The sequence below is a fragment of the Microcoleus sp. w1-18aA5 genome (assembly GCF_036701705.1).
Taxonomy (GTDB): Bacteria; Cyanobacteriota; Cyanobacteriia; order Cyanobacteriales; family Microcoleaceae; genus Microcoleus.
Window position 1 is genome coordinate 30,545 of the sequence record NZ_JAUPTE010000042.1, and the last position, 25,475, is coordinate 56,019.

Annotated in this window: 24 protein-coding genes; 17 read left to right on the forward strand and 7 right to left on the reverse strand. The window is 44.4% G+C overall.

What is annotated here, in order from left to right; all coding sequences use genetic code 11:
- Positions 1-164 precede the first annotated feature (164 nt).
- The 7 genes from Q5691_RS16525 to Q5691_RS16555 all read left to right on the forward strand — a co-directional run bounded on the left by Q5691_RS16525 (position 165) and on the right by Q5691_RS16555 (position 11,232).
- Positions 165-1,445 (forward strand): glycosyltransferase family 4 protein, encoded by a 1,281-nt coding sequence (locus Q5691_RS16525; protein ID WP_333073645.1) that lies wholly within the window; start codon positions 165-167, stop codon positions 1,443-1,445.
- A gap of 296 nt (positions 1,446-1,741) precedes the next feature.
- Complete coding sequence (locus Q5691_RS16530) at positions 1,742-1,906, forward strand: AAA-like domain-containing protein (RefSeq protein ID WP_333345689.1); 165 nt, start codon at positions 1,742-1,744, stop codon at positions 1,904-1,906.
- 341 nt (positions 1,907-2,247) lie between these two features.
- Positions 2,248-3,036 (forward strand): SAM-dependent methyltransferase, encoded by a 789-nt coding sequence (locus Q5691_RS16535; protein ID WP_333345691.1) that lies wholly within the window; start codon positions 2,248-2,250, stop codon positions 3,034-3,036.
- 87 nt (positions 3,037-3,123) lie between these two features.
- Positions 3,124-3,978, forward strand: coding sequence for a tetratricopeptide repeat protein (locus Q5691_RS16540; protein WP_333345694.1), 855 nt, complete (start codon positions 3,124-3,126; stop codon positions 3,976-3,978).
- 59 nt (positions 3,979-4,037) lie between these two features.
- Positions 4,038-5,378 carry a tetratricopeptide repeat protein gene (locus tag Q5691_RS16545; RefSeq protein WP_333212300.1) on the forward strand — a complete coding sequence of 447 codons (1,341 nt, stop codon included), beginning with the start codon at positions 4,038-4,040 and terminating at the stop codon, positions 5,376-5,378.
- 116 nt (positions 5,379-5,494) lie between these two features.
- On the forward strand, positions 5,495-5,773 hold the full coding sequence (locus Q5691_RS16550) for a hypothetical protein (RefSeq protein WP_333212298.1): 279 nt from the start codon (positions 5,495-5,497) through the stop codon (positions 5,771-5,773).
- A gap of 113 nt (positions 5,774-5,886) precedes the next feature.
- Entirely contained in the window at positions 5,887-11,232 is a 5,346-nt protein-coding gene (locus tag Q5691_RS16555) for an AAA family ATPase (RefSeq protein ID WP_333345697.1), read from the forward strand.
- A gap of 448 nt (positions 11,233-11,680) precedes the next feature.
- Here the strand turns inward: Q5691_RS16555 and Q5691_RS16560 are convergent, their stop codons facing one another.
- On the reverse strand, positions 11,681-13,114 hold the full coding sequence (locus tag Q5691_RS16560) for an ABC transporter substrate-binding protein (RefSeq protein WP_333227898.1): 1,434 nt from the start codon (positions 13,112-13,114) through the stop codon (positions 11,681-11,683).
- Positions 13,115-14,015: 901 nt separating this feature from the next.
- Between Q5691_RS16560 and Q5691_RS16565 the strand changes: the two genes are divergently transcribed.
- Both Q5691_RS16565 and Q5691_RS16570 read left to right on the forward strand, forming a co-directional pair.
- Entirely contained in the window at positions 14,016-14,927 is a 912-nt protein-coding gene (locus Q5691_RS16565) for a heme A synthase (RefSeq protein ID WP_333227896.1), read from the forward strand.
- A gap of 119 nt (positions 14,928-15,046) precedes the next feature.
- Positions 15,047-16,024 carry a heme o synthase gene (locus Q5691_RS16570; protein ID WP_333215046.1) on the forward strand — a complete coding sequence of 326 codons (978 nt, stop codon included), beginning with the start codon at positions 15,047-15,049 and terminating at the stop codon, positions 16,022-16,024.
- 165 nt (positions 16,025-16,189) lie between these two features.
- Here the strand turns inward: Q5691_RS16570 and Q5691_RS16575 are convergent, their stop codons facing one another.
- Positions 16,190-16,771 carry an antibiotic biosynthesis monooxygenase gene (locus tag Q5691_RS16575; RefSeq protein WP_333227894.1) on the reverse strand — a complete coding sequence of 194 codons (582 nt, stop codon included), beginning with the start codon at positions 16,769-16,771 and terminating at the stop codon, positions 16,190-16,192.
- A gap of 107 nt (positions 16,772-16,878) precedes the next feature.
- A complete protein-coding gene (locus Q5691_RS16580; protein ID WP_333215038.1) occupies positions 16,879-17,043 on the reverse strand; it encodes a DUF433 domain-containing protein in 165 nt (54 codons plus the stop codon).
- A gap of 171 nt (positions 17,044-17,214) precedes the next feature.
- On the opposite strand from Q5691_RS16580, the gene Q5691_RS16585 reads away from it, so the two are divergent.
- The 4 genes from Q5691_RS16585 (at position 17,215) to Q5691_RS16600 (ending at position 18,068) form a co-directional block, all read left to right on the forward strand.
- Positions 17,215-17,424: a hypothetical protein gene (locus Q5691_RS16585; RefSeq protein WP_333227892.1), complete on the forward strand. Its 210-nt coding sequence runs from the start codon at positions 17,215-17,217 to the stop codon at positions 17,422-17,424.
- Positions 17,414-17,614: a DUF2283 domain-containing protein gene (locus Q5691_RS16590; RefSeq protein WP_333215034.1), complete on the forward strand. Its 201-nt coding sequence runs from the start codon at positions 17,414-17,416 to the stop codon at positions 17,612-17,614. The genes Q5691_RS16585 and Q5691_RS16590 overlap by 11 nt, the downstream gene beginning before the upstream one ends.
- Positions 17,615-17,718: 104 nt before the next feature.
- Positions 17,719-17,913, forward strand: a complete 195-nt coding sequence (locus Q5691_RS16595) for a DUF433 domain-containing protein (RefSeq protein ID WP_333345701.1) — start codon at positions 17,719-17,721, stop codon at positions 17,911-17,913.
- Positions 17,914-17,933: 20 nt separating this feature from the next.
- On the forward strand, positions 17,934-18,068 hold the full coding sequence (locus tag Q5691_RS16600; protein WP_333345704.1) for a hypothetical protein: 135 nt from the start codon (positions 17,934-17,936) through the stop codon (positions 18,066-18,068).
- A gap of 21 nt (positions 18,069-18,089) precedes the next feature.
- On the opposite strand, the gene Q5691_RS16605 is transcribed toward Q5691_RS16600, so the two are convergent.
- Positions 18,090-18,689, reverse strand: coding sequence for a class I SAM-dependent methyltransferase (locus tag Q5691_RS16605; RefSeq protein ID WP_333345707.1), 600 nt, complete (start codon positions 18,687-18,689; stop codon positions 18,090-18,092).
- A gap of 183 nt (positions 18,690-18,872) precedes the next feature.
- Positions 18,873-19,550: a DUF2834 domain-containing protein gene (locus Q5691_RS16610; RefSeq protein ID WP_333345710.1), complete on the reverse strand. Its 678-nt coding sequence runs from the start codon at positions 19,548-19,550 to the stop codon at positions 18,873-18,875.
- Positions 19,551-19,805: 255 nt separating this feature from the next.
- On the opposite strand from Q5691_RS16610, the gene Q5691_RS16615 reads away from it, so the two are divergent.
- Genes Q5691_RS16615 through Q5691_RS16625 form a run of 3 tightly spaced genes read left to right on the forward strand, consistent with a single transcriptional unit; the run spans position 19,806 to position 22,110 of the window.
- Complete coding sequence (locus tag Q5691_RS16615) at positions 19,806-20,969, forward strand: baeRF3 domain-containing protein (RefSeq protein WP_333215026.1); 1,164 nt, start codon at positions 19,806-19,808, stop codon at positions 20,967-20,969.
- Between the two features lie 33 nt (positions 20,970-21,002).
- Positions 21,003-21,680 carry an SRPBCC family protein gene (locus tag Q5691_RS16620; RefSeq protein WP_333345713.1) on the forward strand — a complete coding sequence of 226 codons (678 nt, stop codon included), beginning with the start codon at positions 21,003-21,005 and terminating at the stop codon, positions 21,678-21,680.
- Between the two features lie 55 nt (positions 21,681-21,735).
- Positions 21,736-22,110 (forward strand): signal peptidase I, encoded by a 375-nt coding sequence (locus tag Q5691_RS16625; RefSeq protein ID WP_333215022.1) that lies wholly within the window; start codon positions 21,736-21,738, stop codon positions 22,108-22,110.
- Here Q5691_RS16625 and galK read toward each other — a convergent pair.
- The gene (gene galK / locus Q5691_RS16630; protein WP_333345716.1) at positions 22,100-23,179 is read right to left on the reverse strand and encodes a galactokinase; all 1,080 of its coding nucleotides are present in this window, start codon (positions 23,177-23,179) and stop codon (positions 22,100-22,102) included. The genes Q5691_RS16625 and galK overlap by 11 nt on opposite strands.
- A 277-nt stretch (positions 23,180-23,456) precedes the next feature.
- Here galK and rsmA point away from each other — a divergent pair, with 277 nt between their 5' ends.
- Positions 23,457-24,278: a 16S rRNA (adenine(1518)-N(6)/adenine(1519)-N(6))-dimethyltransferase RsmA gene (gene rsmA / locus Q5691_RS16635; RefSeq protein WP_333215018.1), complete on the forward strand. Its 822-nt coding sequence runs from the start codon at positions 23,457-23,459 to the stop codon at positions 24,276-24,278.
- A gap of 245 nt (positions 24,279-24,523) precedes the next feature.
- On the opposite strand, the gene Q5691_RS16640 is transcribed toward rsmA, so the two are convergent.
- Positions 24,524-25,402 (reverse strand): ATP-binding protein, encoded by an 879-nt coding sequence (locus Q5691_RS16640; RefSeq protein WP_333345719.1) that lies wholly within the window; start codon positions 25,400-25,402, stop codon positions 24,524-24,526.
- Between the last annotated feature and the right edge of the window lie 73 nt (positions 25,403-25,475).

Below are 25,475 nucleotides of genomic sequence, written 5' to 3' on the forward strand. Positions count from 1 at the left end.
CAACAGTCAATCGATTTTAGATTTTAGATTTTAGATTTTAGATTGTTATCAGTCAACAGTCAACAGTCAACAGTCAATCGATTTTAGATTTTAGATTGTTATCAGTCAACAGACAACAGTCAACAGTCAACAGTCAACAGTCAACAGTCAACAGACAACTGACAATGAAAGCATTATTTCTCCATCCCAACTTCCCCGCCCAATACCGCCACATTATCACGGCTTTAGGCGCAGATCCCAAAAATCAAATTGTCTTCGGTACTAAAAACGAGCGCCCAGAGTGGAACATTCCCGGCGTTCGCAAAGCAGCATTTACCCCCAGCCGGGAACCCCACGCGCAGACTCACCAATACGTCCGCCCTTTAGAAAGTGCCGTCATCTACGGACAAGCCGTATTTAGAATGGCAGAACAACTCAAAGCCGACGGTTTCGTACCCGATATTATCTGCGGACATTCCGGTTGGGGCCCGACATTATTTGTCAAAGAAGCTTTTCCAAATACGCCGCTTTTGTGCTATTTCGAGTGGTTTTATCATGCTATTGGTTCCGACGCAGATTTCGACCCAGCGGAACCTTTAACAGTTGACGATATGGCCCGAATTAGAATCAAAAATGCGCCGATTCTGATCGATTTATACTCTTGTGATTGGGGTTTGTCGCCCACTTATTGGCAGCGATCGCAATTTCCGCCAGAATTACAACAAAAATTATCCACACTCCACGACGGCGTAGATACCGATTACTTCAAACCAGACCCCGGTGCTAAACTGGTTTTGCCTAACTTAGACTTGTCTGGCGTTGATGAAATTGTCACCTACGTATCGCGGGGAATGGAACCTTACCGAGGTTTTCCCGAATTCATTGAGTCGATCGCCTATGTACAAGAACGCCGCCCCAATTGTCACGTCGTAATCGTTGGTTCAGAAAGAGTTTGTTATGGGCGTTCTTTACCAAACGGCGAGTCTTACAAAGACTATATGCTCAAAAAAGTACCCCTAGATTTGTCGCGAGTTCACTTTGTCGGGCCCCTACCTTACGGACTGTATCTAAAAGTAATTCAAGCATCCGACGTACACGTTTATTTGACCAGACCTTTTGTCCTATCTTGGTCTATGATTGAATCTCTATCAACCGGATGTTTAGTAATCGGTTCCGACACAGGGCCAGTCAGAGAAGTTATCCGCGATGGAGAGAACGGTTTGCTGGTCGATTACTTCTCACCGAAACAAGTAGCCGATCGCATTGATGAAGTTTTAGACCATCCTACCCGCATGGCAGAAATTCGCATCAAAGCCCGTCAAACCGCCCTAGAACGCTACAGTTTAGCTAAAATGCTGCCGCAACATCTACAACTGATCGAGCAAGTAGCAAATCGTTCCATGCCGCCTACAGTTGGTATGGAACCAGAACGGGAATTAGCAGCATCTTTTGCAGTGAGAATTTAGCAATAAAGTTGGTCAGGACTAAACCCCGGTTCACAACATCTCCTGTGCGGTGTATTCGCACAGGAGATGGTTGTTTCATTCTCTTGTAGGGGCTGCCCCCATGTCTGAAACGCCGTGAAATCGTCTGTGAGAGGGTAGGCATTCTTGGCACTACAAGAGTCAAAATCCCGATTTTGGTGAGAATGAAACCGCCCTGCTGATTGTTGGGGGACGCAAGAGTAAGTTCTTGTCCCCCCCTTTTTTAAGGAGGGGGGCTAGGGCGGATCGAGCTTAAATGAACCGTAATGGAGCCATAGTTGCTGGCAGCATTCATGCGAGTGGTAAAAAGCAGCACACCTGTAGAATTGGATGTAGTGGAGGCATTTAAGTTGGAAAGTATGGGGTTGGTAAATTTACAAGGCAATCTGGCGACGGTGAGTTGCGAGTTTTATAGGCAGTATTTTGGCGATCGTTTGAAGTAGCAGTCGATCGGATTTTTCAGGAAGACCGAGCAACGCTAAGTTGTCATTTGTATCATCCTAAGTAGGAAGGTGCAAATAAACAGAAGTATGTAACAAAAAGTAAAGCGAGCTAAAACCCTCTTCCCTTCTGCCTTCTGCCTCCTGCCTTCTGCCTTGTCTCAACGATAAATTTTCGTGCCTATCTACTTACGTTGTTTTGCTTGCTTTGCTTTTATCCGAGCTGCAATAACAGCTAAAAGAGCGTAACAACTTACCTCTTAGCAGCTTTAATTATATAATTAGCAATTTGCGTTACTACCATAACTGAAACACATTTTGCGATCGCATTGAGGAAGTTACATTTGAAAACGGGATCTTTAACTGTTGTCGGGACGGGGATTCAATTAGTTGGTCATCTGACCTTAGCAGCGAAGGCGTCGATCGAGCAAGCTGACAAAGTTCTGTTCGCCGTAGCCGATCCTGTTACTGCTAAATGGCTACAGACACTCAATCCCACCGCAGAAGCCTTGCCTTACAATACCAACAATCAGCGGCGCAGAGAGACATACCGGGAGATGGTCGATCGCATTTTGGCTGAAGTTCGTCAGGGGTTGAATGTATGTGCAGTTTTTTACGGTCATCCCGGTGTTTTCGCTTACCCCACCCATGAAGCGATTAAACAGGCGCGTCGGGAAGGTTTTAGGGCGCAAATGTTACCAGGAATTTCAGCGGAAGATTGCTTATTTGCTGACTTGGGTCTTGACCCAGGACGCAACGGATGTCAAAGTTTTGAAGCCACTGACTTTCTGATTCGGGGGCGTAAATTTGACCCGACCAGTGCTTTAATTTTGTGGCAGATTGCGACGATCGGCAATCTGGGTTTTTATCAAGAAGAGATTCAATTGCGCGGTCTAAAGGTGTTAACTGAAGTGTTAGAAATGCACTATGGTTCTGACCACGAAGTAATTGTTTACGAAGCAGCGGTTTATTATCCGGTTTGCGAGCCAGTTATCCAGCATATTCCTCTGTCCAAACTGGCTGAAACTCGTGTTACTCTAGTTTCGACACTTTATGTTCCGCCTCAAGCGTCTGCACCTGTAGACAGTGAAATGATGGCACGGTTGGGTATGTCTTTTGTTAAAGAAACTTAAGGTATTTTGCCAAGAGAATGTAGTAAAAACTACACTTTTTGTCTGCTGGACAAAAAGTGTATGTGTTAGAGGAGAAAAAATGTGGTAATGTCGCTTTATATAGAACAAAATCCTGACGATGGGAAGGCTCTGGCTCATCGGGGTGAAACTCATCGGCTGACGGGAAATTTTGAAGCTGCGTTAGATGATTTCAACCGATCGCTCGACTTGGAACCTAACAATGCTTGGGCGATCGCACACCGGGGCGAAACCTATTATTTGATGAAACGCTATCAGGAGGCATTCGCAGATTTCAACCGCGCCATTGAACTGAACCCTGATTATAATTGGGCGATCGCTCACCGAGGCGTAACCTACCGCTTTCTGGGAGAAGCATATTACCCAAAGGCGCTGGCTGACTTGGATCGAGCAATTGAGCGTCAGTCGGATTACGTTTGGGCGATCGCTTATCGCTGCCGCGTCTATGCCTTGATTAAAAGCTACGATCAAGCTCTGATTGACTTCGAGCGAGCGATCGCCCTTGACAGAACCATATTTGTAAAAAATTGGCAAATTGAGAAAGGGTTGATCCTTTGCTATGACGGTCAATATTCTGAGGCGATCGCCTGTTGCGAGCAGAGGTTGCAACAGGTTTCTGATGACACGACAGCTTTGTACTGCATTGCAGTATCTAAAGCGCGTTGGCAAGGAGTGGACAAAGCAGCAAGCGAAATCGAGCGATCACGGACAGCATTGCTTGCTCAATGGGATACAGGCGATCGGGGAGATATTCTCTACCGACTCTGCGGCTTAGCAATTTTGGCAGGGAACTGCGAACAAGCATGGCAATATCTGCGAGAAGCTATTCCTATCAATGATGAAGCCATTGAGTTAGTGGGTCACGATCCAGCTTGGTTGGATTGGCGGGACGACCCAAGAACTCAGGCATTACTCGCTAGTTAAGTGTTTGAGAAAACAAAGTTCAAGTAATTCAACATCAAGTAACATTTCAGGAGGATTTTATGCAGATGGATCTCAACGATCAGATGATTGCTCAAAGAGCAGAAACTTTTCGCTTGTCAAAGGCTTACGAACAGGCGATCGAGCTTTTTGAACAACTCCTAGAAAAGTATCCAGACAATGCTTGGGTCAATGCTCATCTAGGAGCAATTTATTGCCAGTGGATGGATTATGGGAAAGCAGAAGATTATTTAAAGAAAGCGACGAGCAAAGAGAAGGATCTGTATTTCTGGGCACATGCACAGCTAGGTGAAATTTATCGTCTCCGGGCAATTGCGGAAAATCGGAAACCGGAATATCTTGAATGCGCTAAAAAACATTTCACAAAAGCACTTAATGCTAAAAAACCAGAAGAAAGCAACTATGCGTGGGCATTAGCTCACTTGGGAGCAACCTACCGCCTGGAAATGACTCGCGAGCTACAATTGCTAAGTACCAATGAGATAGATATCCCCAGTAAAGAAGAGGCGTTGAAATGTTTTAACAGAGCGATTGAACTTATCCCCACATACGCTTGGGCATGGGGTATGCGAGCAACGGTTTACAGATTGGCTCAAGAATACGAGGATTCATACTGGGATTTAGAAGTAGAGACAGTAATATCTCCGGAAATGGGGGTTTTGCAAAATTCTCCTTCTCCGGTTCCATTCTTAGCGACTAGGAGGGTAAATCTTCATGAACACGCATTGCTGTCTTTTTATTTAACGAAAAAAGAAGAAGACCAAAAACGGAAAGACAAACACTACGGTAGAGCGATCGCTTTTGCCCAACAAGCCTTGATACTTCAACCAGGTGACTTGATTGCTCAGCTAATTCTTACCGTAATTGAAGCTAACCAAAAGAAGGAACAGCATAGGGGGGAGCCTTTACCAGACCAGGAGATTCAGAAGTTTAAATCAAAATTACAAAGATTCTTTCAAGACGGAGAGTCAGAATTTTCTGAAATATGTAAAAACGTCTTACGAGAACAAATTCGTGCTCAGCAAACAAAATTTGAGATTTTGAACAATATAAAGGAGGAGGCTGGGAACGATCATAAATTAACACAGCTTATTTTGAAATATGTGGAAGATGACCCTAGTTCAAAAGTTGACGAGAAGGCACTATTATGGCTATGGAAAAATTTTGCCCTGACGGAGACATGTAGCATTGTTCTTTTCTTGCTTAGTGACTTCAGCGAAATTCTGGATCAAGACAGTATTATTGGAACAGCACAACCTTATCGGGAGCTTGCGGCGGCAATCAATCGTTACTACACCGGGGAAAGGCTTTATCAAACTCCAGTACTTTCGGAGGAACAACGGCGAACGATATTTGGAAAGTTCCTCGTTGGATTACAATGAGAGTTCTATGAAACGAGTACAGAAACCCCTAATTCAAGGGAATTGACTGAAAAAAATTAACGACGATTAGCTTACATTATTCACTGTTCACTACGTTAAAGATGAGGATGATTCTCATGAGTAAACTGTTTGATTTATTAACAGATTTAGCACTTGACACCAACAAACAAAGTGTTTTTATCAATAACCCCAGGTCTTTAATGGACGAGGTAGGTTTATCTGAAGCAGAGCAAACTGCAATGATGAGCAAAGACTCCGCTAAAATTGCAGCGTTCTTTGCAGACGAACTAATTTCACTTGCCATTACCACTAGCGATCCAGGCCCCGATCCCTTGCCAGATCCAGACCCTTTTCCTCCTTCTCCACCGTCAGACCCCAAACCTGACTCTGAGTAAGATGTGGTATTGAAGTCAAACCGCTCATAATTGTCTACACTTTTAGAAAGTAGATTGATATTTCACAAGCTCAAACCGCACTTGTTGCGGTTTTTTGTCATAAAAACCTAACTATGCAAAATTACCAAATTAGTGAAAAACTGCATGAGAGCAGTAACTCGTTAGTCTATCGCGGAGATCGGCAAGCAGACAATCTGCCTGTTATCCTCAAAATGCTCAAAGAATCCTATCCTTCACCTGAAAAAATTGCCTGGTTTAAGCGAGAGTATGAAATAACCCAAAACATTAACTTACCAGGCGTAATAGATGTTTACAGCTTCCAAAACCTAGAAAATCAGTGGGTAATTGCCTTAGAAGATTTTGGTGGCGAATCCCTCAATCAGATAATCGCTAAGAAACAATTTACAATTGCTGAATTTCTCCATCTGGCAATTGAAATTGTTGACATTCTCGGTCAGGTTCACCAGCAGCACATTATCCACAAAGATATTAACCCATCAAATATTGTTTTAAATCAGCAGACAGGTAAGCTGAAGCTAATTGATTTTGGAATTTCCACAACACTGTCGCAAGAAAACCCAACCTTTCTTAACCCGAACATATTAGAAGGAACGCTGGCTTATATCTCGCCAGAACAAACAGGTCGCATGAATCGAACAATCGATTACCGCACTGATTTTTACTCTCTGGGGATAACTTTTTATGAATTACTAACCGGACAGTTACCTTTCCCCACGAATGATGTTTTGGAATTAGTGCATTGTCATATTGCTAAACAACCTACCCCACCGCACGAACTCAAACCAGAAGTTCCACCAATTATTTCGGCGATCGTGTTGAAATTAATGGCAAAAAATGCTGAGGAACGCTACTTGTCAGCATATCAAATAAAGGCAGATTTACAAGAATGTCTCAGACAGTGGCAGAGCAAAGAGCAAATTGACCCTTTCCCAATTGCTCGGCACAATATTTCCGATCGATTTCAAATTCCCCAAAAACTCTACGGGCGAGAACGGGAAATTTCTGCCCTATTAGCTGCTTTTGAGCGAGTTAGTCAAGGAACCAGTGAAATGATGCTGGTTTCTGGATATTCTGGGATTGGAAAAACTGTATTAATACAAGAAATATATAAGCCGCTGACTCGCCAACATGGTTATTTTATTTCTGGTAAGTTTGACCAGTTTCAACGAGATACTCCCTACGCATCCTTAATTCAGGCATTTCGTTCGTTAGTACGGCAGTTACTAACAGAAAGCGATGCCCAAATTAGCAAGTGGCGAGAGAAACTCCAAGCGGAATTAGGGGAAGCTGGAGGGGTAATCGTTGAAGTTATTCCTGAAGTAGAACTAATTATTGGTTCCCAACCACCCCTACCAGATCTCCCGCCAGCAGAACAGAGGAATCGCTTTAATCGGGTTTTGCAAAAATTTATTAATACATTTACTCAGCCCGAACATCCATTAGTAATTTTCTTAGACGACTTACAGTGGGCAGATATAGCCTCGCTGGAATTAATTCAACTGCTGATGACAGTAGCAGATAATAAATATCTATTTCTCATGGGCGCCTATCGCGATAATGAAGTAAGCTCGGCACATCCGCTAACTCAAATTTTGGAAAATATTGCCAAAGCAAAAGTAACAACCATTAATAAAATATTGCTGGCACCTTTAGCCTTAACCGATATTACGCAACTTTTAGTTGATACGTTTTTTGCAGCATCAAAAAATGTTAAGCCACTTGCCGAATTGCTCCAGCAAAAAACAGGTGGTAATCCGTTTTTTATCAATGAATTCTTAAAATCCCTGCATTCTGAAGCATGGTTGTATTTTAACTACGAATCTCAGAAATGGCAGTGGGACTTAGAACAAATCAAAGCGCAACCGCTTACAGATAACGTTTTAGAACTAACGAGCAAAAATTTAAAAAAACTCCCGACAGCAACTCAGGCAGTATTGAAATTAGCAGCTTGCGTAGGAAATCAGTTTGACTTGAAAACACTGGCGATTATCTATGAAAAATCTCTCCAAGAAACAGCAACCGATTTACGGTCAGCACTCCAATCTGGTCTAATTATACCCCTCAGCCATGCTTATCAGTTGGCGGAACTTGATGTAGCAGGTTTGTCAGATCAGTTAGTTGCAGAATACAAATTTGCCCACGACCGCATTCAACAAGCAGTTTACTCTCTCATCTCCGAAGCAGATAGACAGTCAGTACATCTGCGAGTGGGAAGGTTATTACTCCAAAATACATCATCTGAAGAATTGTCACAGAAGCTGTTTGATATTGTCAATCAGTTGAACAAAGGCCGTGCGCTGATTGAGCGACAAATAGAGCGATACGAGTTAGCTCGATTAAACTTAAAGACCGGTAAAAAAGCCAAATCTTCAGCGGCTAGCCAACCAGCTTTCAATTACCTTCATATCGGCTTAAGTTTGTTAAATAAAAAGAGTTGGTTGCAGCAGTACAACCTTACCTTAGATTTGCATTTAGAAGCAGCAGAAGCAGCTTATACAATTGCTAATTACGATGAAATGGAGCGCTTAGCTGGGGTAGTTTTGCAAAAAGCCCAAACGCTGTTAGAAAAAGTAAAAATATATGAAATTAAAATGCAAGCTTATTGCGCCCAAACGAAATTTATGGAGGCGATCGACATTGGGCTAGAAGTTATGAAATTACTAGGGGTAGAATTACCGGAACGACCGAACCAATCGGATCTGACACGAGAGATAGAGCAGATAAAATTTGCCTTAGCAGGTAGGCAAGTCCAGGAGCTAATCGACTTACCCCAAATGGTAGATCCGCATAAACTGGCAGCTATGAGGATCATGAACTACTTATTTGGTCCTGCGTTCATAGCAATTAATCAACTGAGCTTGGTAAATTGGTGCAGACAGGTCAATTTATCAGTTCAGTATGGTAATTCCGCTGATTCTGCTTTTCCATACGTAGGTTATGGGCTAATCCTATGCCTAACAGGAAAAATTGACACTGGCTATCAGTTTGGTCAAATTGCTTTGAAGCTACTAGAACGGTTCAAAGATCAAACATTCAAAGCCAGAACTTATGCAATGTATCATCTATTTCTCAAGCATTGGAATGAACCTCTCAAAGATACATCATCTTTTTGTATGGAAGCTTATCAAAGTGGCATAGAAACAGGAGATATTGAATATGCTGCTAGTGCTATAGCTAGCCATGCTTACGCTTTGTACCTAAGCGGTATGGAGTTGATGGATGCGAAGAAAAAGATGGCAAAAGCAATTGAAGTTACTTATCAAACTAAACAGGAACCTTACCTTCATTGGACTCAAACTTATATGCAGGCGATCCTAAACTTGATGGGACAAGCAGAAAATCCCTGCCGTTTGATTGGTGAAGTATATGATGAAGAAAAGATGATACCAATTCATCTAGAAAGTGGCGATAGAACTGCGCTCATGCAAGCTTATTCACATAAAGTTACTCTCTGTTATATTTTTGAGGAATTTCAGCAAGCTGTTGAGAATGCCGACTGCTTTGAAGAATACTCAGCTAATGCAGGTTCTTCGTATATTCTCCCTCCTGTCTATTTGTATGATATGTTAGCCCGATTGGCGCTATATCCTAATTCCTCAGAAACGGAAAGAGAAGAAATCCTGACAAAGGTGGCTGCTAAACAAGAAAAAATGGAAACATGGGCAAAGCAGGCTCCCATGAATTACCTGCACAAATTCTATCTAGTGGAAGCGGAACGCGATCGCGTATTAGGCAACGATAAAGATGCCAGAGAATATTACGATAAAGCCATCATCGTAGCCCGCGAAAACGAATATCTCAACGAAGAAGCCCTCGCCTACGAACTAGCAGGCAGGTTTTATTTAGCCAGAAATCAAAATCATGTTGCCCGTCACTACCTGCAAGATGCCCACTATGCTTATCAGCGCTGGGGGGCTGTAGCTAAGGTAAAAGATTTAGAAGGGCGATACCCGCAGTTTTTAGCCATTCAGTCGCTTGGTTCAACCCGAACAGATACTGAAAATAATATCATCAATCCAATCACCACAACTGGTAGCAATTCCGGCGAAGCGCTAGATTTTGCCGCAGTAATGAAAGCATCGCAAGCTATCTCCGGTGAAATCGTTTTAGAACAATTGTTAAACCAGGTGATGAAAACTGTGATTGAAAACGCAGGCGCTCAAAAAGGTTTTCTCCTTCTGGATAAAGGCGGGAATTGGGCGATTGAAGCGGAAGCAGCAGTAGAATGCGAGATCATTACCATTATGCAATCCATTCCCGTAGATTCCGTAGATCCTGCAACTGGAATTCCCCTGCTATCAACCGCCATAGTTAACTACGTCGCTCGCAGCCACGAAAATGTAGTATTAAATAACGCCACCGATGAAGGACAATTTACTCGCGACTCTTACATTACCGCTACTCAACCCAAATCGATCCTCTGCACTCCCCTACTCAATCAAGGCAAACTCGGTGGAATTCTCTACTTAGAAAATAATTTGGCGATCGGCGCATTTACCTCGGAAAGAGTGGAAACTTTAAAAATCATTGCCGCTCAAGCTGCGATCTCGATTGAAAATGCAACTCTCTACGAAAAATTAGAAGATTACAACCGAACTTTAGAGCAAAAAGTAGAAGATCGCACCGCACAATTAGCCCAAGCTAATGCAGAAATATTAGTTTTGAACGATCGGCTAAAAGTAGAAAACCTTCGCATGAGTGCCGAACTAGACGTAACCCGCCGCCTGCAACAAATGATTTTGCCTCAACAGCAGGAATTAGAGTCAATTGAAGGGCTAGAAATTGCTGCATTCATGGAACCCGCTGATGAAGTTGGCGGCGACTACTACGACGTACTAAATTACGGCGGTAAAGCCACAATTGGCATCGGCGATGTGACAGGACACGGTTTAGAAAGCGGCGTGTTAATGATTATGGCACAAACAGCAATTCGCACTTTGTTAGTTCACAATGAAACCGACCCAGTTAAATTATTGCAGACAGTCAACCAAACGCTTTTTGACAACGTAGAGCGCATCAATTGCGGTAAAAGTATGAGCCTTTCTTTGCTGGAATATCGGGGGGACAACATCCTGCGTTTGAGCGGACAGCACGAAGAGGTAATTGTCGTGCGTTCCAGTGGCGAAGTAGAGCGGATTGATACGATGGAGTTAGGCTTTCCCATCGCCTTGGAACCAGATATTGCCGATTTCATTGCTACTACTGAAATAGAGTTAAATTCCGGGGATGTTGTCGTACTCTACACAGATGGAATTACCGAAGCTTTTGATATGAATCAAAAGGAATACGGTATTGAGCCAATGATTGAACTTGTTGCCATTAACAGGGAAAAGTCAGCAGCAGAAATCAAGCAAGCTATTATTGACGACGTGCGGCGATACATCGGGGAGCAAAAAGTATTTGATGACATTACTTTGGTTGTAATCAAACAGAAGTAAGTATGGGAGAATTTAGTAGTCCGACTGTCCCACAGTCCGACAGGGAATGAATTCCCTGCCTCAAAGCTAAAGTCCTCTAAAGAGGACTAATGAGTTTAAAAATTTTTATTCTCAGTCCTCTTCAGAGGACTTTTGCTATTAGACAGGGGTTTCAACCCCTGGCGGACTGGCGGGTAGGCGGGAGGATTGATGGACTAAAAGCTTAAGTTGACACGCCTTGGGCAATGCCGTTTCCCTACGCCCAAATAATCAAGAACACTTAATGAGAGATGTAATTCTCACCCGATTAATTGTAGGGAAATGGCACTGCCGTTTCCTGATTGTGCGTAATATTAATTCCGAGGCAAGCGGATTTGATATAACTACTCATTTCGTAAGCCTTTCTGCTTGACCAACCCTAGAAATTACCAATGAATAGTATAACCGAAATTGGGCGATCGCCAATAGTTTACAAACCAGATATCGGCACAAAATCGTAACCGTAACTGGTGCGATTTCCGGGTTTAACAGTTACTAACTGAACTGCGCGATTACGATCGCCCGAAGGTAAAAACCGAATCGGGCCCGATGCTCCATTTGCGGAAAAATCTGACGCCGATAACGCTTGTTGAATACCTGTACGAGTCGGATTGCGCCCTAAACCGGCAATTAAGGCGATCGTCGCATCGTAGGCTAAAGCTGTGCGCCAACTTACTTCAGCATTCCAAAGTTGTTTGGATGTTTGGCGAAAGTTTGACTGCGGATCTGCGAGAATGTGCCAAGGAACAGCTAGCACCATATCTGTTGCGGCTGCGCCACCGATTTGCAGTGTTTTAGCAGTATAAGCATCGTCTCCTGCTAGTAACGGCAGGCGTTTGGCGTTTACTTGCACTACTTGCAAAGCTTGGTCGAGCGTGGCGGTATTGGCTGCTAAAACAATCACTTCTGCTCCCTGGGCGATCGCACTTTTAAAGCTCTCGGCAGCATTAAAATTACCCTTAGCAAAGTCAAATTCCGATACTACTTGTCCGCCATCTCCGTAAAGAGCAGTAGTGAATTCACTTTTTAAAGATTTGCTATAATTGCTAGCAGAATTGAAAAATACAGCAGCTTTTTGCTTTTGCAATTTTGTCAGCATATAGCGGGAAATAGCATTAGCCGCAAACCGATCGCTCGGCACTGTCCGAAATATATTGTTGCCAACTCCTGAAAGCTGCACCGACGTACTTGTGGGAGAAATTGCTACTAATTGTTTTTGCTGGTAAATCTTGCTGGCTGCTAGCGTTGCGTCAGAACTAAAATGCCCGATCACTCCTAAAACTTCAGAGTTATTTGCTAAAGCACTGGCAATTTGCGAGGCAATCTCTGGGTTGTTGTCGTCGTTAGCAACTAGCACTTTTAATGGAGTACCGCTAATGCCGCCACTTTGGTTGATTTCATTTTGAGCTTGAGCGACGCCCCGCAGAATTTCTTGAGCACCATTGATATCGCTGCCAATGGGAACTGCGGCGGCAATTGTGTAGGATTTGCGATCGCCGATGCGGGCGTTGTTGAGGTAAATTAGTGCTTCGGGATCGTTGCGATTCGTTTTCAGCGAAGCTTGTAAGTCGGAAATAGCTGCGTTATAGTTGCCAGATGCGATCGCCTGTACTGCTGCTTGTTTGGTTGTTGTGGCTTGATCTGGAAGTAACAGTTTTTCGCCAGCACTCAGACGCTGCCCAATTGCCTGCTCTGACTGGGGGGAATTCCCCGTCGCCGAGTTGGGAAAAGTCGGATTTTGGGGTGATAAACCCCCGACATTGATGCCGCCTCGGCTTGTCAGCCACCAAATACCTGCACCGGCTAGCCCGATCGTAATTAGGAGCGATAATACCAGAACAGCGGTTTCGTTTTTTTGGGACATAATTTTACCTTTTTAGATTTTTGAAATAACGAAGTCATTAGTCATTAGTTATTAGGAGCGAGTCAAAAACATTGAACCAGGAGAAAAAGTGATTTTAACTTGGCGATCCCGAATTGATATAGATTGCATCAGATAGAGTGATTGGATCTATCAATTGATGATTTCGGAGCTGAGACACCCTGCAAGCCTAAAATCCAGTAGTCACTATTCCCTTATTATATGCGATCGCCCGGATCTGATATAATTCAGTAACATTGGCATAGTCAAAATAGCGATCGCACTCTTTAGTCTGAATGCTTTCAAGGTGGTTCCACCAGAAAAATGCAGGAATTTTTATAAGTTACCGCATCAAAGATTAGTGAACCCTACCCTGCAAGAGCGCCACTTCCTCCATTCCAAATTTAGTTAAGCAGGCAAGAAATGATAACTGGTGAATTAGATAAAACGCTGAGTGTTGGAACTGAATTATACAATCTGACGTGAGTACACCTGAGAACTACCTTGAAAAACACCTAGGGGCTAACTCTTCAGTCCTGTATTTAGTTACAAATTTTTACGTTCAAAGTTGGATATATATCATAAACCTTTGAAAAAAAGCTTTTCTTAATCATATCTTTATTTTTCTCCGCGAGGGGGACAGGGAGGGAGGCTGTAACAGCAAAGGGTTCGGTAAAATAATTAAAGTTTGTTGAAATTTATAAAAATAGCTGCAATACTTTGTAATGTAAAGAGGAAAGTTGAAAAATATCTAAAGACAAACTAATTGGATTGCGATGTCGCTAAGGTAGTATATATGACGGTTTGTCACAGAAAAAGAGTGTTAAGCTCCGCTAAGCTCAGCAAAAGTAAAAGCTCGCTATTTCATTAAGTTCGATCGATAACAAAGGCTAAGGTAAAGTTCATGGCAAACTCAGTTGTAAATCAGCCAAACGCAGCAGGAGTGCAGTGGCAGCCACAAGATATTATCCGCGGTCTAGTGTGGAAAATTGCGATCGCAACCTGGCTGTTAATGGCCGTAGGCAGCGCCACGCGAGTCATGAATGCGGGGCTCGCTTGCCCCGACTGGCCGCTGTGCTACGGTCAATTAATACCCGCAGCGCAAATGAATTTGCAGGTATTTCTGGAGTGGTTTCACCGGTTGGACGCAGCGGCAATTGGCTTGAGCGCGATCGCACTTTTAGGACTATCTTTGTTTTACCGCAGCCGCCTGCCAAAATGGCTGCCTTGGGCGAGCGCTGGGGCAGTATTTCTAATCGTTTTTCAGGGCGTATTGGGCGGCTTGACAGTAACACAACTGCTGAGATTTGACATCGTTACCGCTCACTTGGGAACAGCTTTACTATTTTTTGGCACCCTGCTAGTCATCGGTTTCATGCTGACTCCCTACCAAGCTACAGGAAATGTCGGCAAATTAGCTTGGGTAAGTTCGATCGCAGCATTATTAGTTTACCTGCAAAGTTTGCTAGGAGCATTAGTAGGCTCTAGATGGGCACTGCACCAATGTTTAGACTCCTCAGAATTGTGCTCGGTAATGAACAGCCACATCGCCGGTATCGTACCAGCTACAGCAGCGACTTTAGCCGTAGCAGTCATGGCTTGGCGGCAGCCTGCACTGAGTCCAAACTTGCGAAAACTGGCTAACTGGGCGAGTGTTTGCCTAATTGCTCAATTAGTTCTGGGATTAGCAACATTCCGGCTGCACCTTCAGGTAGAACCGCTGACAGTCGCCCACCAAGCAGTCGGTGCTGCTTTGCTGGGAACCCTGATAGCTTTTAGTGTTTTAGCTTGGCGCGATCGAGTTTTATCAGCTTGAGAGATAAGTAAGATGGGGCGGGTTTATTAATCCTTGTAGCTACAGCAAATATTTATCCTAAAACCCGCCCATACAACCTAATGACGAATTCGCAAATAATTACTAACAGCTTACAACCGATGCAAGAAATCCTTACCAACGACAGCCCCCGCCTCCACGAAAACTTTTCGCAAGTGGTGAAAAGTTACTATCAACTAACAAAACCCAGAATTATTTTACTGCTGCTAATCACCACATCAGCAGGAATGTGGATGGCGGCCAAAGGAGAAGTAGACCCGCTATTACTGGTATCAACTATTACCGGAGGCGCTTTAGCTTCTGCGTCGGCGAATACGATTAATTGTGTCTACGACAGCGACATCGATTATATTATGGAGCGCACCCGGTGGAGGCCGATTCCTTCCGGGCGTGTCAAGAAGCGGGATGCTTTGATATTTGCGATCGCCCTAGCTACAATATCCTTTACATTGCTGACAGTTGTTGCCAACTTATTAGCGGCATTGCTAGCAATGTCAGGCATCGTTTTCTATGTCCTAATTTACACCCACTGGCTGAAGCGTCACAGCGTGCAAAACATCGTCATTGGCGGTGCAGCAGGGGCGATTCCGCCGCTAGTTGGGTGGGCTGCGGTGACGGGAGATTTGAGTTGGGGTGCGTGGCTGCTGTTTGGGATTATCTTCCTGTGGACACCGCCGCATTTTTGGGCATTAGCAATGATGATTCGCGACGAATACAAGGAAGTAGGCGTCCCGATGTTACCCGTAATTGAGGGCGACGAAGAGACAGCCCGCCAAATTTGGATTTACACGCTATTGATGATTCCTGCAACTTTGCTGCTAGTTTATCCCCTGCATTTAGCGGGCGCGGTGTATGCGGGTACAGCTATTTTCCTGGGTGCTATTTTTGCCCAAAAAGCTTGGTTGCTGTTGCAGACTCCAGAGGATAAGATTGTTGCGCGATCGCTCTTTAAATACTCTATTCTGTACCTGATGCTATTGTGCGCCGGAATAGTGGTTGACAGTTTGCCTGTGACTCATAATTTTACTACTGCTGTTGTACAAAATGTGCAAACTTTGATTAGTGCAGTTGTGATGTAGTTAGGACTTACGCAGAAATACCAAAGAAACCGGGTTTTTCACCAGTATTAAAGTCTCAAATCCACTATTTCGCTAAAAAACCCGGTTTCTGCCTAAGTCATAGTAGTGAGTTAAATTGCAATTCTTAAAATTCAGCCCGCATCTAGCGGGTTTTGTTTATTTAATTTAGGGAATGGGATATAACCATTTGCGAAATAATTGTGTTAAGCGCGGCATGATCAAATAGGTGAGCAGGATAACAGTGAGGCCTGTGATCATCAGAGATATGAGCAAGGCAGGAAGCCCTGATAGTAGCGGTACCAGCAAACGATTGAGAATAGAAATGGTAAAAAACACTCCCAACCATGTAACTAACGCCATTTTGTAGCGAGGGGGTGGAGCCTTCATCGATTTATTGGGCAGCGTAAACCAGGTTTCCAATCCGGTCAGGGTTTGAATATCTTCTGGCCTTTCAATCAAGGGCTGTAATCGCTCAATCCACTCTCGCCGAACATCAGATTCTAGCCATGTCTTGAGATTGTCGTAGCAATCGAACTTGAGAATGACCACGTACTCAGGATGAGCGTGATGCTGGGGTCGAATAGTGCTGACACCCAGATGTCCCTTGAATTTTCGTGCATCTGCAGCGATGCCATGAAACCATGCTTCGTAACCTTGGTCGCGCCCCGGTTTCACTACATGAGAGATCACAGCGGTGACTAGAGAGTTTTCTTCACTGGTATTGCTCGCCAACGGTTCTTCCAACATAGAATTTAGAGAATTAACTGAGAGAAAAGTTTTATTCAGAACAACCGCCCTAGAGACACCAAATTACTCGGCAATTTTCGGCAGCACGTCTGGAAACAGAAGGGAGATTAACGAATGCGATCGCAAATCTCTTCAGCATTCAATCCTCGCTTGTACCAGGTTGCGATGCGGCGAACGGTAATGCCTTTACCAACGATGTGGGGACATCCACCATGCAGTCCGGGAGTGTGTGTAATGAGCTTACCAATGTCAATAGATACTGCTGTGGTCATAAATTTTATAATCTTAACTATACCTATAATAGATGAAAACCCTATAGAGGCGTTAGAATTAAAAATGCAAAATCCAAAATGGAACCTACAGAGGAATCGGGAGTATGAGGATATATGCAAATTGTTTGGACAAAACACGCCCAGGAGCGTCAGTAACAATGGGAGGAGCGATTGAGAATTACCAGGGAAGAGGTTGAAGCGACTGTCACCAATCCTCAACAGATTATCGTGGAAGAGGATGTTTTGGTGGCTCAAATTAAACGAGGCAATGGTCTTCTGAGAGTACCCTTTGTTGAAATTGGCAAAACCAGGCGAATTTTAACCCTGTACTGGACAAATCAAGTCAAGCGATATTGGCAGGAGAATCCCAATGAAAGTTAAATACGATGCAGAAGCAGACATTCTGATTTTTATTTTCCGTGATGCGTTTCCAGCTAATGCTATCTCTGAACCTGGAGGCGTGATTGTCAGTTATGACGAAAGTGACGAACCAGTTAGCATCGAATTTCTCAATGCCTCCAAACGTAAACTGTTTAATGCTCAAGAACTCATACTAACGATCGCAACGTAGTTGATGCGCTCGATCGAGGTGGCATCGCAGAATTAGATCGCGGTGTGAGTTTGGGGCGATAAATGAAGTAAGCTAGAGAGAAAGGTTTCAAGCAATTTTAACCAATGCGAGCATCCGTTGCTTATCTGTTTGACAGAATCACAGTGCACCCAAGACAATGTGGCGGTCGTCCCTGCATCCGGGGAATGCGGATTCGAGTCATCGATATCCTAGAGTTGCTAGCTGCGGGGGAGCAAATTTTTGAGTTTTGCGAAAAATTGCCAGACTTGGAACTTAACGATATTAAAGCTGCGCTTTGAACTTGCTACTAAGTATGATTATGTCAAAGCCCCTAATGCTCTCAGAGTCGATTTTTGAGCGTTCGTCAATCCGCCCGGTCTGGAATATTCATGCCTTCATACAGCCGATCGCCCATCAACGTCCGGTTACAGCCACCAGTTGCGACATCCCATAGCTTAATCGTGCGAATAATAAATTAGGTCTTTTGGGCAATAATATAAACATGATTTTCAGGATACTGGTCATATTCGAGATGGCGGCAGGTGCAATGATGCTCAACCAGAATTTGCAGGAAAGTATCTACACCCAAAGTGCTGTAATCAAAGTCTTGACCTTGAAATGCTCCCGAAACCTCGCTGCTTGTATGTCCGCCGCCACAAGTGAACAGGATCACTCCATTAGGTTCAAGCGCATCGCATAGCTTTTGTATCACAGGCCCTTGCCTGTTGATTGGCAGGTGAAACGTGCTATCCCACGCTGCAATCAGGCTGTAAAGTTTCGGCGGCAGCCAATCACAAATGTCTTCCCGGTAAAACGTGATTTCTGGATGTAGCCGCTGGGCTAAATCGATCATTTCGCTAGAAATATCAAGTCCTTCAGGCTGAAATCCATGTTTGGATAAACTGTTAATAAAACGCCCGCTGCTTCCACACCCGACATCAAGTGCTGCGTGCTGCTTAGAAGTAAATTTAATCGCCCGTTCTAATTGGGCAATGCCGTAGGTTGAATGTTGATGCTCAGTTTGCCACCATTGGGCTATTCGGTCGTAGCGGGCCGATGTATCATTTGGCTCCATAGAGTCACCTCATAAGTCGCGATCGAGATTTTCAGGACAATTAAAATCTTTCTCTACGGTACACCCAGACTACGCGATCGCCCCTAACGCTTTCGTTAGAGAGGCAGGCATGAGCAGACGAGAAGGAAATAAACTTTACTCCTATATCATTACATCTTGAACACTACCAAATTTTTCAATGTTTTAACTTCTGGCTGTCAGTGGGAAAGTGCCGATTTCTGTTGGAGATTCTGGCAGAGGGGGGCGCAGACAAAGATAAACTAGCGGCCCTAACAGCGGAACTAGAGAGACTGCCCAAAAAATGCGATCGTCCGAGAGTCCGCGGCGTGCCATGTCGTCTCCCAAAAGTGAGGGAAATATTACAGCCATCAAGCAACAATCCCAAGTTATTAAATGCACAAAAGGAATTAATTGCCACTGCCTGACATAATCTCCCCAATCTCCATTTAACCAAGCCCAAGCTAACAGCCAGATAGTAGTTAGTAAAAGTACAATCCCTGTCCAGCGGGAGTCTGATATTTTGATCAACATATCTTTGTGGCCGGAAAATTCTTGCTGAGGCTGGCGGAGGAGTAAATAGGGAATTAAGCCGATGATGCCGGCGCCGTTGGAAGCGAGGAAAGCAGGCCAAGCGGATATATTTTGGGTTTTCTCATCAATAAATAGGAGGCAAGCGTAGACCATCGGCCAGACTCCCATGAGAGCGAATATGGTGACAAGGTAGGGGTTGATTCCTTCTAGCTGCAACTTGAGCATTTTTTCCATAACTGTTAGCGTTCCGGGCTGATCGAGAGGAGCTAGCAGTAAGGTGTAGGCAATAAATGTTGCCCAGAGCAACCCCAGAAAAATTTTTGTTTTCATTATTATATATAACGAGTATTTGAACCAGGCTAAATTAAATTATGGTAAAGTAACGCCCGAGTTAGGCGCGTCTATCTTAGGTCATAAGCACTTCGATTGGAACAGCGGCTGCAAACCGGGTTTTAGTTCGGGGATGAAAGGCTCTACAGCAGGCGATCATTACTTTAGGCAGACGCAGGGGCCATGTCAGGAGAGATACATTTTAAACAATCGATTGTTTTTATTACAAAACCCCTTAGCAAAGGAGTTTCAGCGGTGAACTTAATATCTGTAGAGGAACTCAAAGCGCTGGTACAACAATCTCCTGGATTGTGCGTATCAATTTATATGCCAGTCGCTCAAGGAACAGAAGTTCAACAAAATCCGATTCGGTTCAAAAATTTAATCAGAGAGGCTGAAGACAAAATAGTAGAGTGCGGATTTGACAAAAAAGAAGCTGCCCAATTGCTAGAGCCAGTCCGAGCAGAAATTGACCAGGAAAACTTTTGGGAAAATCAAAGCAACCTGCTGGCGATTTTTGTCGGTTCGGGATTTTTCCGCTACTATACCTGTCCGGTGAATTTTGATGAATTAGTGGTTGTAAGCGACAATTTTCACGTCAAACCGCTGATGCCTATGCTGACAGGAGATAATTTATTTTATGTTTTAGCTCTCAGTCAGAAGGAAGTGAGGCTGATTGAGTGTACGTCTTACAGTGCGAGGGAAGTTGAAGTTGAAAACTTGCCGAAAAGCCTTGAGGAGGCTCTGCAATATGACCCGACTGCTAAAGATGGTCAGTTTCGGATTGCTACTTCAAAAGGAGGCACTAATAATTCTTTTCAGCATCCGGGAAGTTTTCACGGTCAAGGAAGTCCTGATCAAGATGAGCGCCAGCACGAAATATTGCAGTATTTCCACATAATCGATGGGGCGCTGCACAAATATTTGCACAACAAAAAAGCTCCTTTAGTGTTAGCTGGAGTTGAGTATTTGCTCCCGCTTTACCGAGAAGCTAATACCTACCCGCATTTATTTGAAGAAGGAATTACAGGCAATCAGAAACTTCTCAAGCCGGAAGAGTTGCGGACCGAAGCTTTTCCGCTGGTGGAACCTTTGTTTTTGCAGGCTCAGTCAGAGGCGATCGCACAATACCACGATCTGACAGGAAGCGATAAAATTTCTGCTGATTTGAAAGAAGCTGTTTCGGCTGCTTATTTTGGACGGGTCGATCGACTATTTGTTGCTCTTGGCGTTCAGCAGTGGGGTAGTTTTAATCCCGATACGAACTCGGTGCAAATCCATCCCGATGCAGAATTGGGTGACGAAGATTTGTTGAATGTCGCAGCAATTCAAACTATTCTCAACGGCGGAACTGTTTACGCGGTGCCACCGGAAAAAGTTCCGGACGAGGCCCCTTTAGCTGCTATTTTCCGCTATTAATTTACCAGGTTTAAACCAATGGAATCTAGTTCAATGACAAATTCCGACAAACAAAACCAAAGTAGCAGCGGCGATACCGAACGCTGGGCATCTTTAATTGGTGGCGGGGCGCTGGTGCTTTTTGGCTTGTCGCAGCGTTCTTTGAGAGGTGCTTTGCTGGCGGTTGCGGGCGGCGGTTTAGCCGCTCGCGGGCTGGGGGTTGTGGAGGGTTTGCAGTCGGCTGCAGATCCGAATCAAAGCATTAAAGTTGAAAAGACGGTGACGATCGACAAACCGACTGAGGAATTGTACCGTTTATGGCGCAATTTTGAAAATTTGCCTCGGTTTATGAAGCATCTCAAACACGTTACGGTAATAGATCAAACACGTTCTCACTGGATTGCCAGCGCGCCGATGGGTAATAGTGTGGAATGGGATGCAGAGATTGTCCGCGAAGAAGAAAATCGCTTAATTGCTTGGGCGTCTGTGGAAGGATCTGATGTTGACAATTCTGGCTTTGTGCGCTTTCAACCGGCACCAGCGGGACGCGGTACAGAGGTAAAAGTTGTCATCGAATACAACCCTCCCGGCGGTGCAATTGGTGCTGGCGCTGCTAAACTATTTGGCGAAGCTCCCGAACAGCCAATTGCCAATGATTTACGTCGTTTTAAGCAGTTGATGGAAGCTGGCGAAATAGCGACTACGGAAGGTCAACCTTCGGGCCGCAAGTAATAAGTTAGATGGTGTCCCCCGATTTAAGCATCTTTGTTGTTTACGTGATTAGCTGATGTCATCTCAAGTGGTTTTCGGAAATGCGGGCGCTGAAGGTGCAAGTCGGGGCGGTTGGTTTGCGGGTCACTTTATGGCGCCAGAAGATGACCCGCGATCGACTTCTGTTTTAGAAGTAAAATGGGGCACTCACCCCGCCGGAGATTGTAGGACTGAGTGGGCGGTAAATGCGGCAGCCACGACGCTTTCTATCCTGGTAAAAGGGCGGTTTCGCCTGCAATTTCCAGAACAAGAAATCTTGCTGTCTCGCGAAGGAGATTATGCTCTCTGGCTGCCGGGAGTGCCTCATTATTGGTCTGCCGAGGAGGATTCGGTAATCGTGACTGTGCGCTGGCCTTCCCTGTCGGGAGATAGTTCTGGAGTTAAGAAGTAACTTTAACTTCGGGAACCAAAACGCGGCCGCTATAACCCGCGCGCTGGTAGCGATCGATCGCCTCGGATGCGATAACACCCGCTTTCCCACTCTCCACCAAGGCTACGCAAGCACCGCCAAAACCTCCGCCCGTCAGCCTTGCGCCGAAGACTCCCGGAATTGACTGCAAGATGGCCGCCAGCGTGTCTACTGCCGGCACCGAAACTTCGTAGTCGTCGCGCTGACTGGAATGGGAAGCATTCATTAACTCGCCAAAACGTTTGGCTGGCAAAGATTTTACCGCTTCGAGTACGCGGTTGTTTTCAGTAACCACGTGCCGCGCTCGTCTTCTGAGGGGTTCCGGCAATACTTCGACAGCTTGGGGATCGGCGATATCCCTAAGAGCTTTAACTCCCAATATCCGCGCGGATTCCTCACACTCGGCGCGCCGCTGATTGTAGCCGCTTCCTGTGGCGAGTTGGTGGCTTTCGCCACTGTCAATTACTAAAATTTCTGTGTTGGCGGGAAAAGGTATCGGGCGACATTCGAGGCTGCGGGTGTCGATTAATAGCATGGTGTTGGTGTCTGCTAAACTCGACGCCATTTGATCCATGATACCGCAGTTCAAGCCGGCATACCGGATTTCGACTTGCTGTCCGATTTGAGCTAGGCGCACGTCGTCTAGGGGGAGGTTTAGCAGCGCGCGCAGTCCTCTGAGGGTGGCTATTTCTAAAGCGGCGCTGCTGGACAAACCGGCTCCGATCGGCACAGTTGAGGTAATGTAGAGATTTATTGGCGGTATTTTGTATCCTTCTTTTTCTACAAGTCTCAGGCAGCCACAGATATAACTGACGAATTTTTGCGGTATGGTATCGTCGTCTGAAAAATTTATGAGTTCGTCATATTCTGCTGAATAAACATGGTGTCGATCGTCGCTGCTGAAGCCGATTTGTACTGTGGTGCGCTGGGGAATTGCAGTTGGAAGTACAAATCCATCGTTGTAGTCTGTGTGTTCGCCCAGCAGGTTTACTCTGCCGGGGGCGCTGGCGGTGGTTTTGGGTAATGTACCAAATACTCGTTGGAATTTCATTTTTGGGGAAGTGGTAATTGGTTATGGGTTATTTGTTATTGGTTATTTGTTATTGGTTATTTGGAAAAATAGCTATCCGTGTCTCCGTGACTTAGGTGTTGTGCTGTTGGTAATTGGGAAGAAATAAATGTATTTTTTATCGTTTGTCCTTATTATAGTGCCCAACTTTTTTGCTTAATTCAACCCCTGTTAACAAAAATAAACATGACCGTAGGTTAGGAAAAGATATTAAGCTGTGATAGAATGACAGGCTAAGATTTCTCCAAAAATTCAAAAAATGCGATCGACCAGACCCCGGAAACAGTTTGCTCAACATTGGCTCAAAAGCGAGAAAGCCTTAGATAAGATTGTGAAAGCGGCTTCTTTGGATCGCGATCGCGTCCTGGAAATTGGGCCGGGCACGGGGATTTTGACTCGGCGTTTGCTGCCTGCGGCTGAGTCTGTTGTTGCTGTGGAGATCGATCGAGATTTGTGTCTCAAGCTAGCCAAACAACTCGGCAAAACCGACAATTTTTTACTGCTGCAAGGCGACTTCTTGGAAATGGACTTAGAGGCTGAATTAACGGCTTTTCCCAAATTCCACAATCCCAATAAAGTTGTTGCCAATATTCCTTATAATATCACTGGCCCGATCCTGCAAAAACTGCTGGGAACAATATCTGTTCCTGCTGCTAAACCCTTCGATGCGATCGTGCTATTAGTGCAGAAAGAAGTGGCCCAAAGGCTTTACGCTAAACCGGGTTCGACAGCGTTTGGCGCGCTGTCAGTGCGTGTGCAGTATTTAGCAGAATGCGAGTTAATTTGCGATGTACCCTCTAAAGACTTTTTTCCGCCGCCAAAAGTCGATTCCGCTGTGGTGCGGCTGCTTCCCAGAGAGATAGAAACTGCGGCGGTTAATCCGCGCTATTTGGAGAATTTAGTTAAGTTAGGATTTGGTAGCAAGCGCAAGATGCTGCGAAATAATTTGAAAGGGGCTGTGGACTTAGATAAACTCGTTCACTTGCTAGAAGAGTTACAGATAAATCCTCAATCTCGCGCTGAAGATTTAAGCGTGGATCAATGGGTAAGTTTGAGTAATAATATGCTCTCAGATGTTTAAAATTCAAGATTTTGTTAGATACCCGACTTCTTAAATAAGTGGCGTATTTGCGAATTCTTTTTTGATCAGGACTTACGCATCGGGGCCCATAAACCGGGTTTTTTACCGAATATGCTGTGTACAACGAGTCTTTTCGTAAAAAAAATGGTTGCTCAACAATCGGGCGTAATTCCTATTTAAGAAAAATCACTCTTTGGTCTGACTACTAACAGTTGAGTTGAGGTTTTATGGGGATTCTTAAATGTTTATTGCAGGTTAATAGGAATTTTAATAATAAATTCTGCACCTTTCCCTGGTGCAGAAATACACTGCAATTCGCCTTGATGTCTTACTGTGATAATTTGATAGCCAATTGATAAACCTAATCCCGTGCCTTTACCTACTGGTTTAGTGGTAAAAAATGGATTAAATAACTGGTTCCTCACCGATTCTGTGATTTCTGGCCCGTTGTTGCTAATTCGGATTTCTACGACTTCACTTTCTAAAAGTTTAGTAGAAATTTTGATGATGCAGGGATTAGCTTCATTGGCTGCCATCGACTCGCTGTGGCTGTCGTCTTCTAAAGCATCAATAGCATTAGCGATGATATTCATAAATACTTGATTTAGCTGTCCGGGATAGCACTCTATTTTCGGTAATTTGCCATATTCTTTGATAACTTGAATATTCGCCAAACTGGGATTAGTGTTCAATCTGCTTTGCAAAATCATCAGTGTGCTGTCAATTCCTTCATGAATGTTGGCTAATTTCATTTCTGCTTCGTCATGGCGAGAAAAAATTCGCAGCGACTTGACAATACCAAAAATCCGCTCAGCGCCGTTTATCATAGAAATTAATATTTTTGGCAGGTCAGAGATGATAAAGTCTAAATCTATAGACTCGATTTTTTCTTGAACTATGGGTATGGGATTCGGATACTGCTCTTGATAGAGATTCACCAGTTCTAGCAAACTATTGGCATACTGGCGGGTGTGAGTAATATTGCCGTAAATAAAGTTAATCGGATTGTTGATTTCATGAGCAACCCCAGCGACCAATTGCCCTAAAGATGACATTTTTTCGCTGTGAATTAGGTTGGATTGAGCTTGCTTCAATTCAGACAAGGCTTGTTCGAGCTGTTGCATTGGTGACAAGTTAAGGAAAAAGGGAAATTGTCAAGGGTAGTATTTGCATGGGTCTGGGATCGTGGGAAACTTA

Excerpts from the sequence above, each read along its gene's own strand:
- Q5691_RS16620 (WP_333345713.1), top strand. The coding sequence starts at position 21,003 with ATGACAAATTCCGACAAACAAAACCAAAGTAGCAGCGGCGATACCGAA.
- Q5691_RS16545 (WP_333212300.1), top strand. The coding sequence starts at position 4,038 with ATGCAGATGGATCTCAACGATCAGATGATTGCTCAAAGAGCAGAAACT.
- Q5691_RS16590 (WP_333215034.1), top strand. The coding sequence starts at position 17,414 with ATGAAAGTTAAATACGATGCAGAAGCAGACATTCTGATTTTTATTTTC.
- Q5691_RS16560 (WP_333227898.1), bottom strand. The coding sequence starts at position 13,114 with ATGTCCCAAAAAAACGAAACCGCTGTTCTGGTATTATCGCTCCTAATT.
- Q5691_RS16550 (WP_333212298.1), top strand. The coding sequence starts at position 5,495 with ATGAGTAAACTGTTTGATTTATTAACAGATTTAGCACTTGACACCAAC.
- Q5691_RS16580 (WP_333215038.1), bottom strand. The coding sequence starts at position 17,043 with ATGACCACAGCAGTATCTATTGACATTGGTAAGCTCATTACACACACT.
- Q5691_RS16525 (WP_333073645.1), top strand. The coding sequence starts at position 165 with ATGAAAGCATTATTTCTCCATCCCAACTTCCCCGCCCAATACCGCCAC.
- Q5691_RS16600 (WP_333345704.1), top strand. The coding sequence starts at position 17,934 with ATGTCAAAGCCCCTAATGCTCTCAGAGTCGATTTTTGAGCGTTCGTCA.
- Q5691_RS16605 (WP_333345707.1), bottom strand. The coding sequence starts at position 18,689 with ATGGAGCCAAATGATACATCGGCCCGCTACGACCGAATAGCCCAATGG.
- Q5691_RS16540 (WP_333345694.1), top strand. The coding sequence starts at position 3,124 with ATGTCGCTTTATATAGAACAAAATCCTGACGATGGGAAGGCTCTGGCT.
- galK (WP_333345716.1), bottom strand. The coding sequence starts at position 23,179 with ATGAAATTCCAACGAGTATTTGGTACATTACCCAAAACCACCGCCAGC.
- Q5691_RS16570 (WP_333215046.1), top strand. The coding sequence starts at position 15,047 with ATGCAAGAAATCCTTACCAACGACAGCCCCCGCCTCCACGAAAACTTT.
- Q5691_RS16565 (WP_333227896.1), top strand. The coding sequence starts at position 14,016 with ATGGCAAACTCAGTTGTAAATCAGCCAAACGCAGCAGGAGTGCAGTGG.
- Q5691_RS16595 (WP_333345701.1), top strand. The coding sequence starts at position 17,719 with ATGCGAGCATCCGTTGCTTATCTGTTTGACAGAATCACAGTGCACCCA.
- Q5691_RS16555 (WP_333345697.1), top strand. The coding sequence starts at position 5,887 with ATGCAAAATTACCAAATTAGTGAAAAACTGCATGAGAGCAGTAACTCG.
- rsmA (WP_333215018.1), top strand. The coding sequence starts at position 23,457 with ATGCGATCGACCAGACCCCGGAAACAGTTTGCTCAACATTGGCTCAAA.
- Q5691_RS16640 (WP_333345719.1), bottom strand. The coding sequence starts at position 25,402 with ATGCAACAGCTCGAACAAGCCTTGTCTGAATTGAAGCAAGCTCAATCC.
- Q5691_RS16625 (WP_333215022.1), top strand. The coding sequence starts at position 21,736 with ATGTCATCTCAAGTGGTTTTCGGAAATGCGGGCGCTGAAGGTGCAAGT.
- Q5691_RS16610 (WP_333345710.1), bottom strand. The coding sequence starts at position 19,550 with ATGAAAACAAAAATTTTTCTGGGGTTGCTCTGGGCAACATTTATTGCC.
- Q5691_RS16575 (WP_333227894.1), bottom strand. The coding sequence starts at position 16,771 with ATGTTGGAAGAACCGTTGGCGAGCAATACCAGTGAAGAAAACTCTCTA.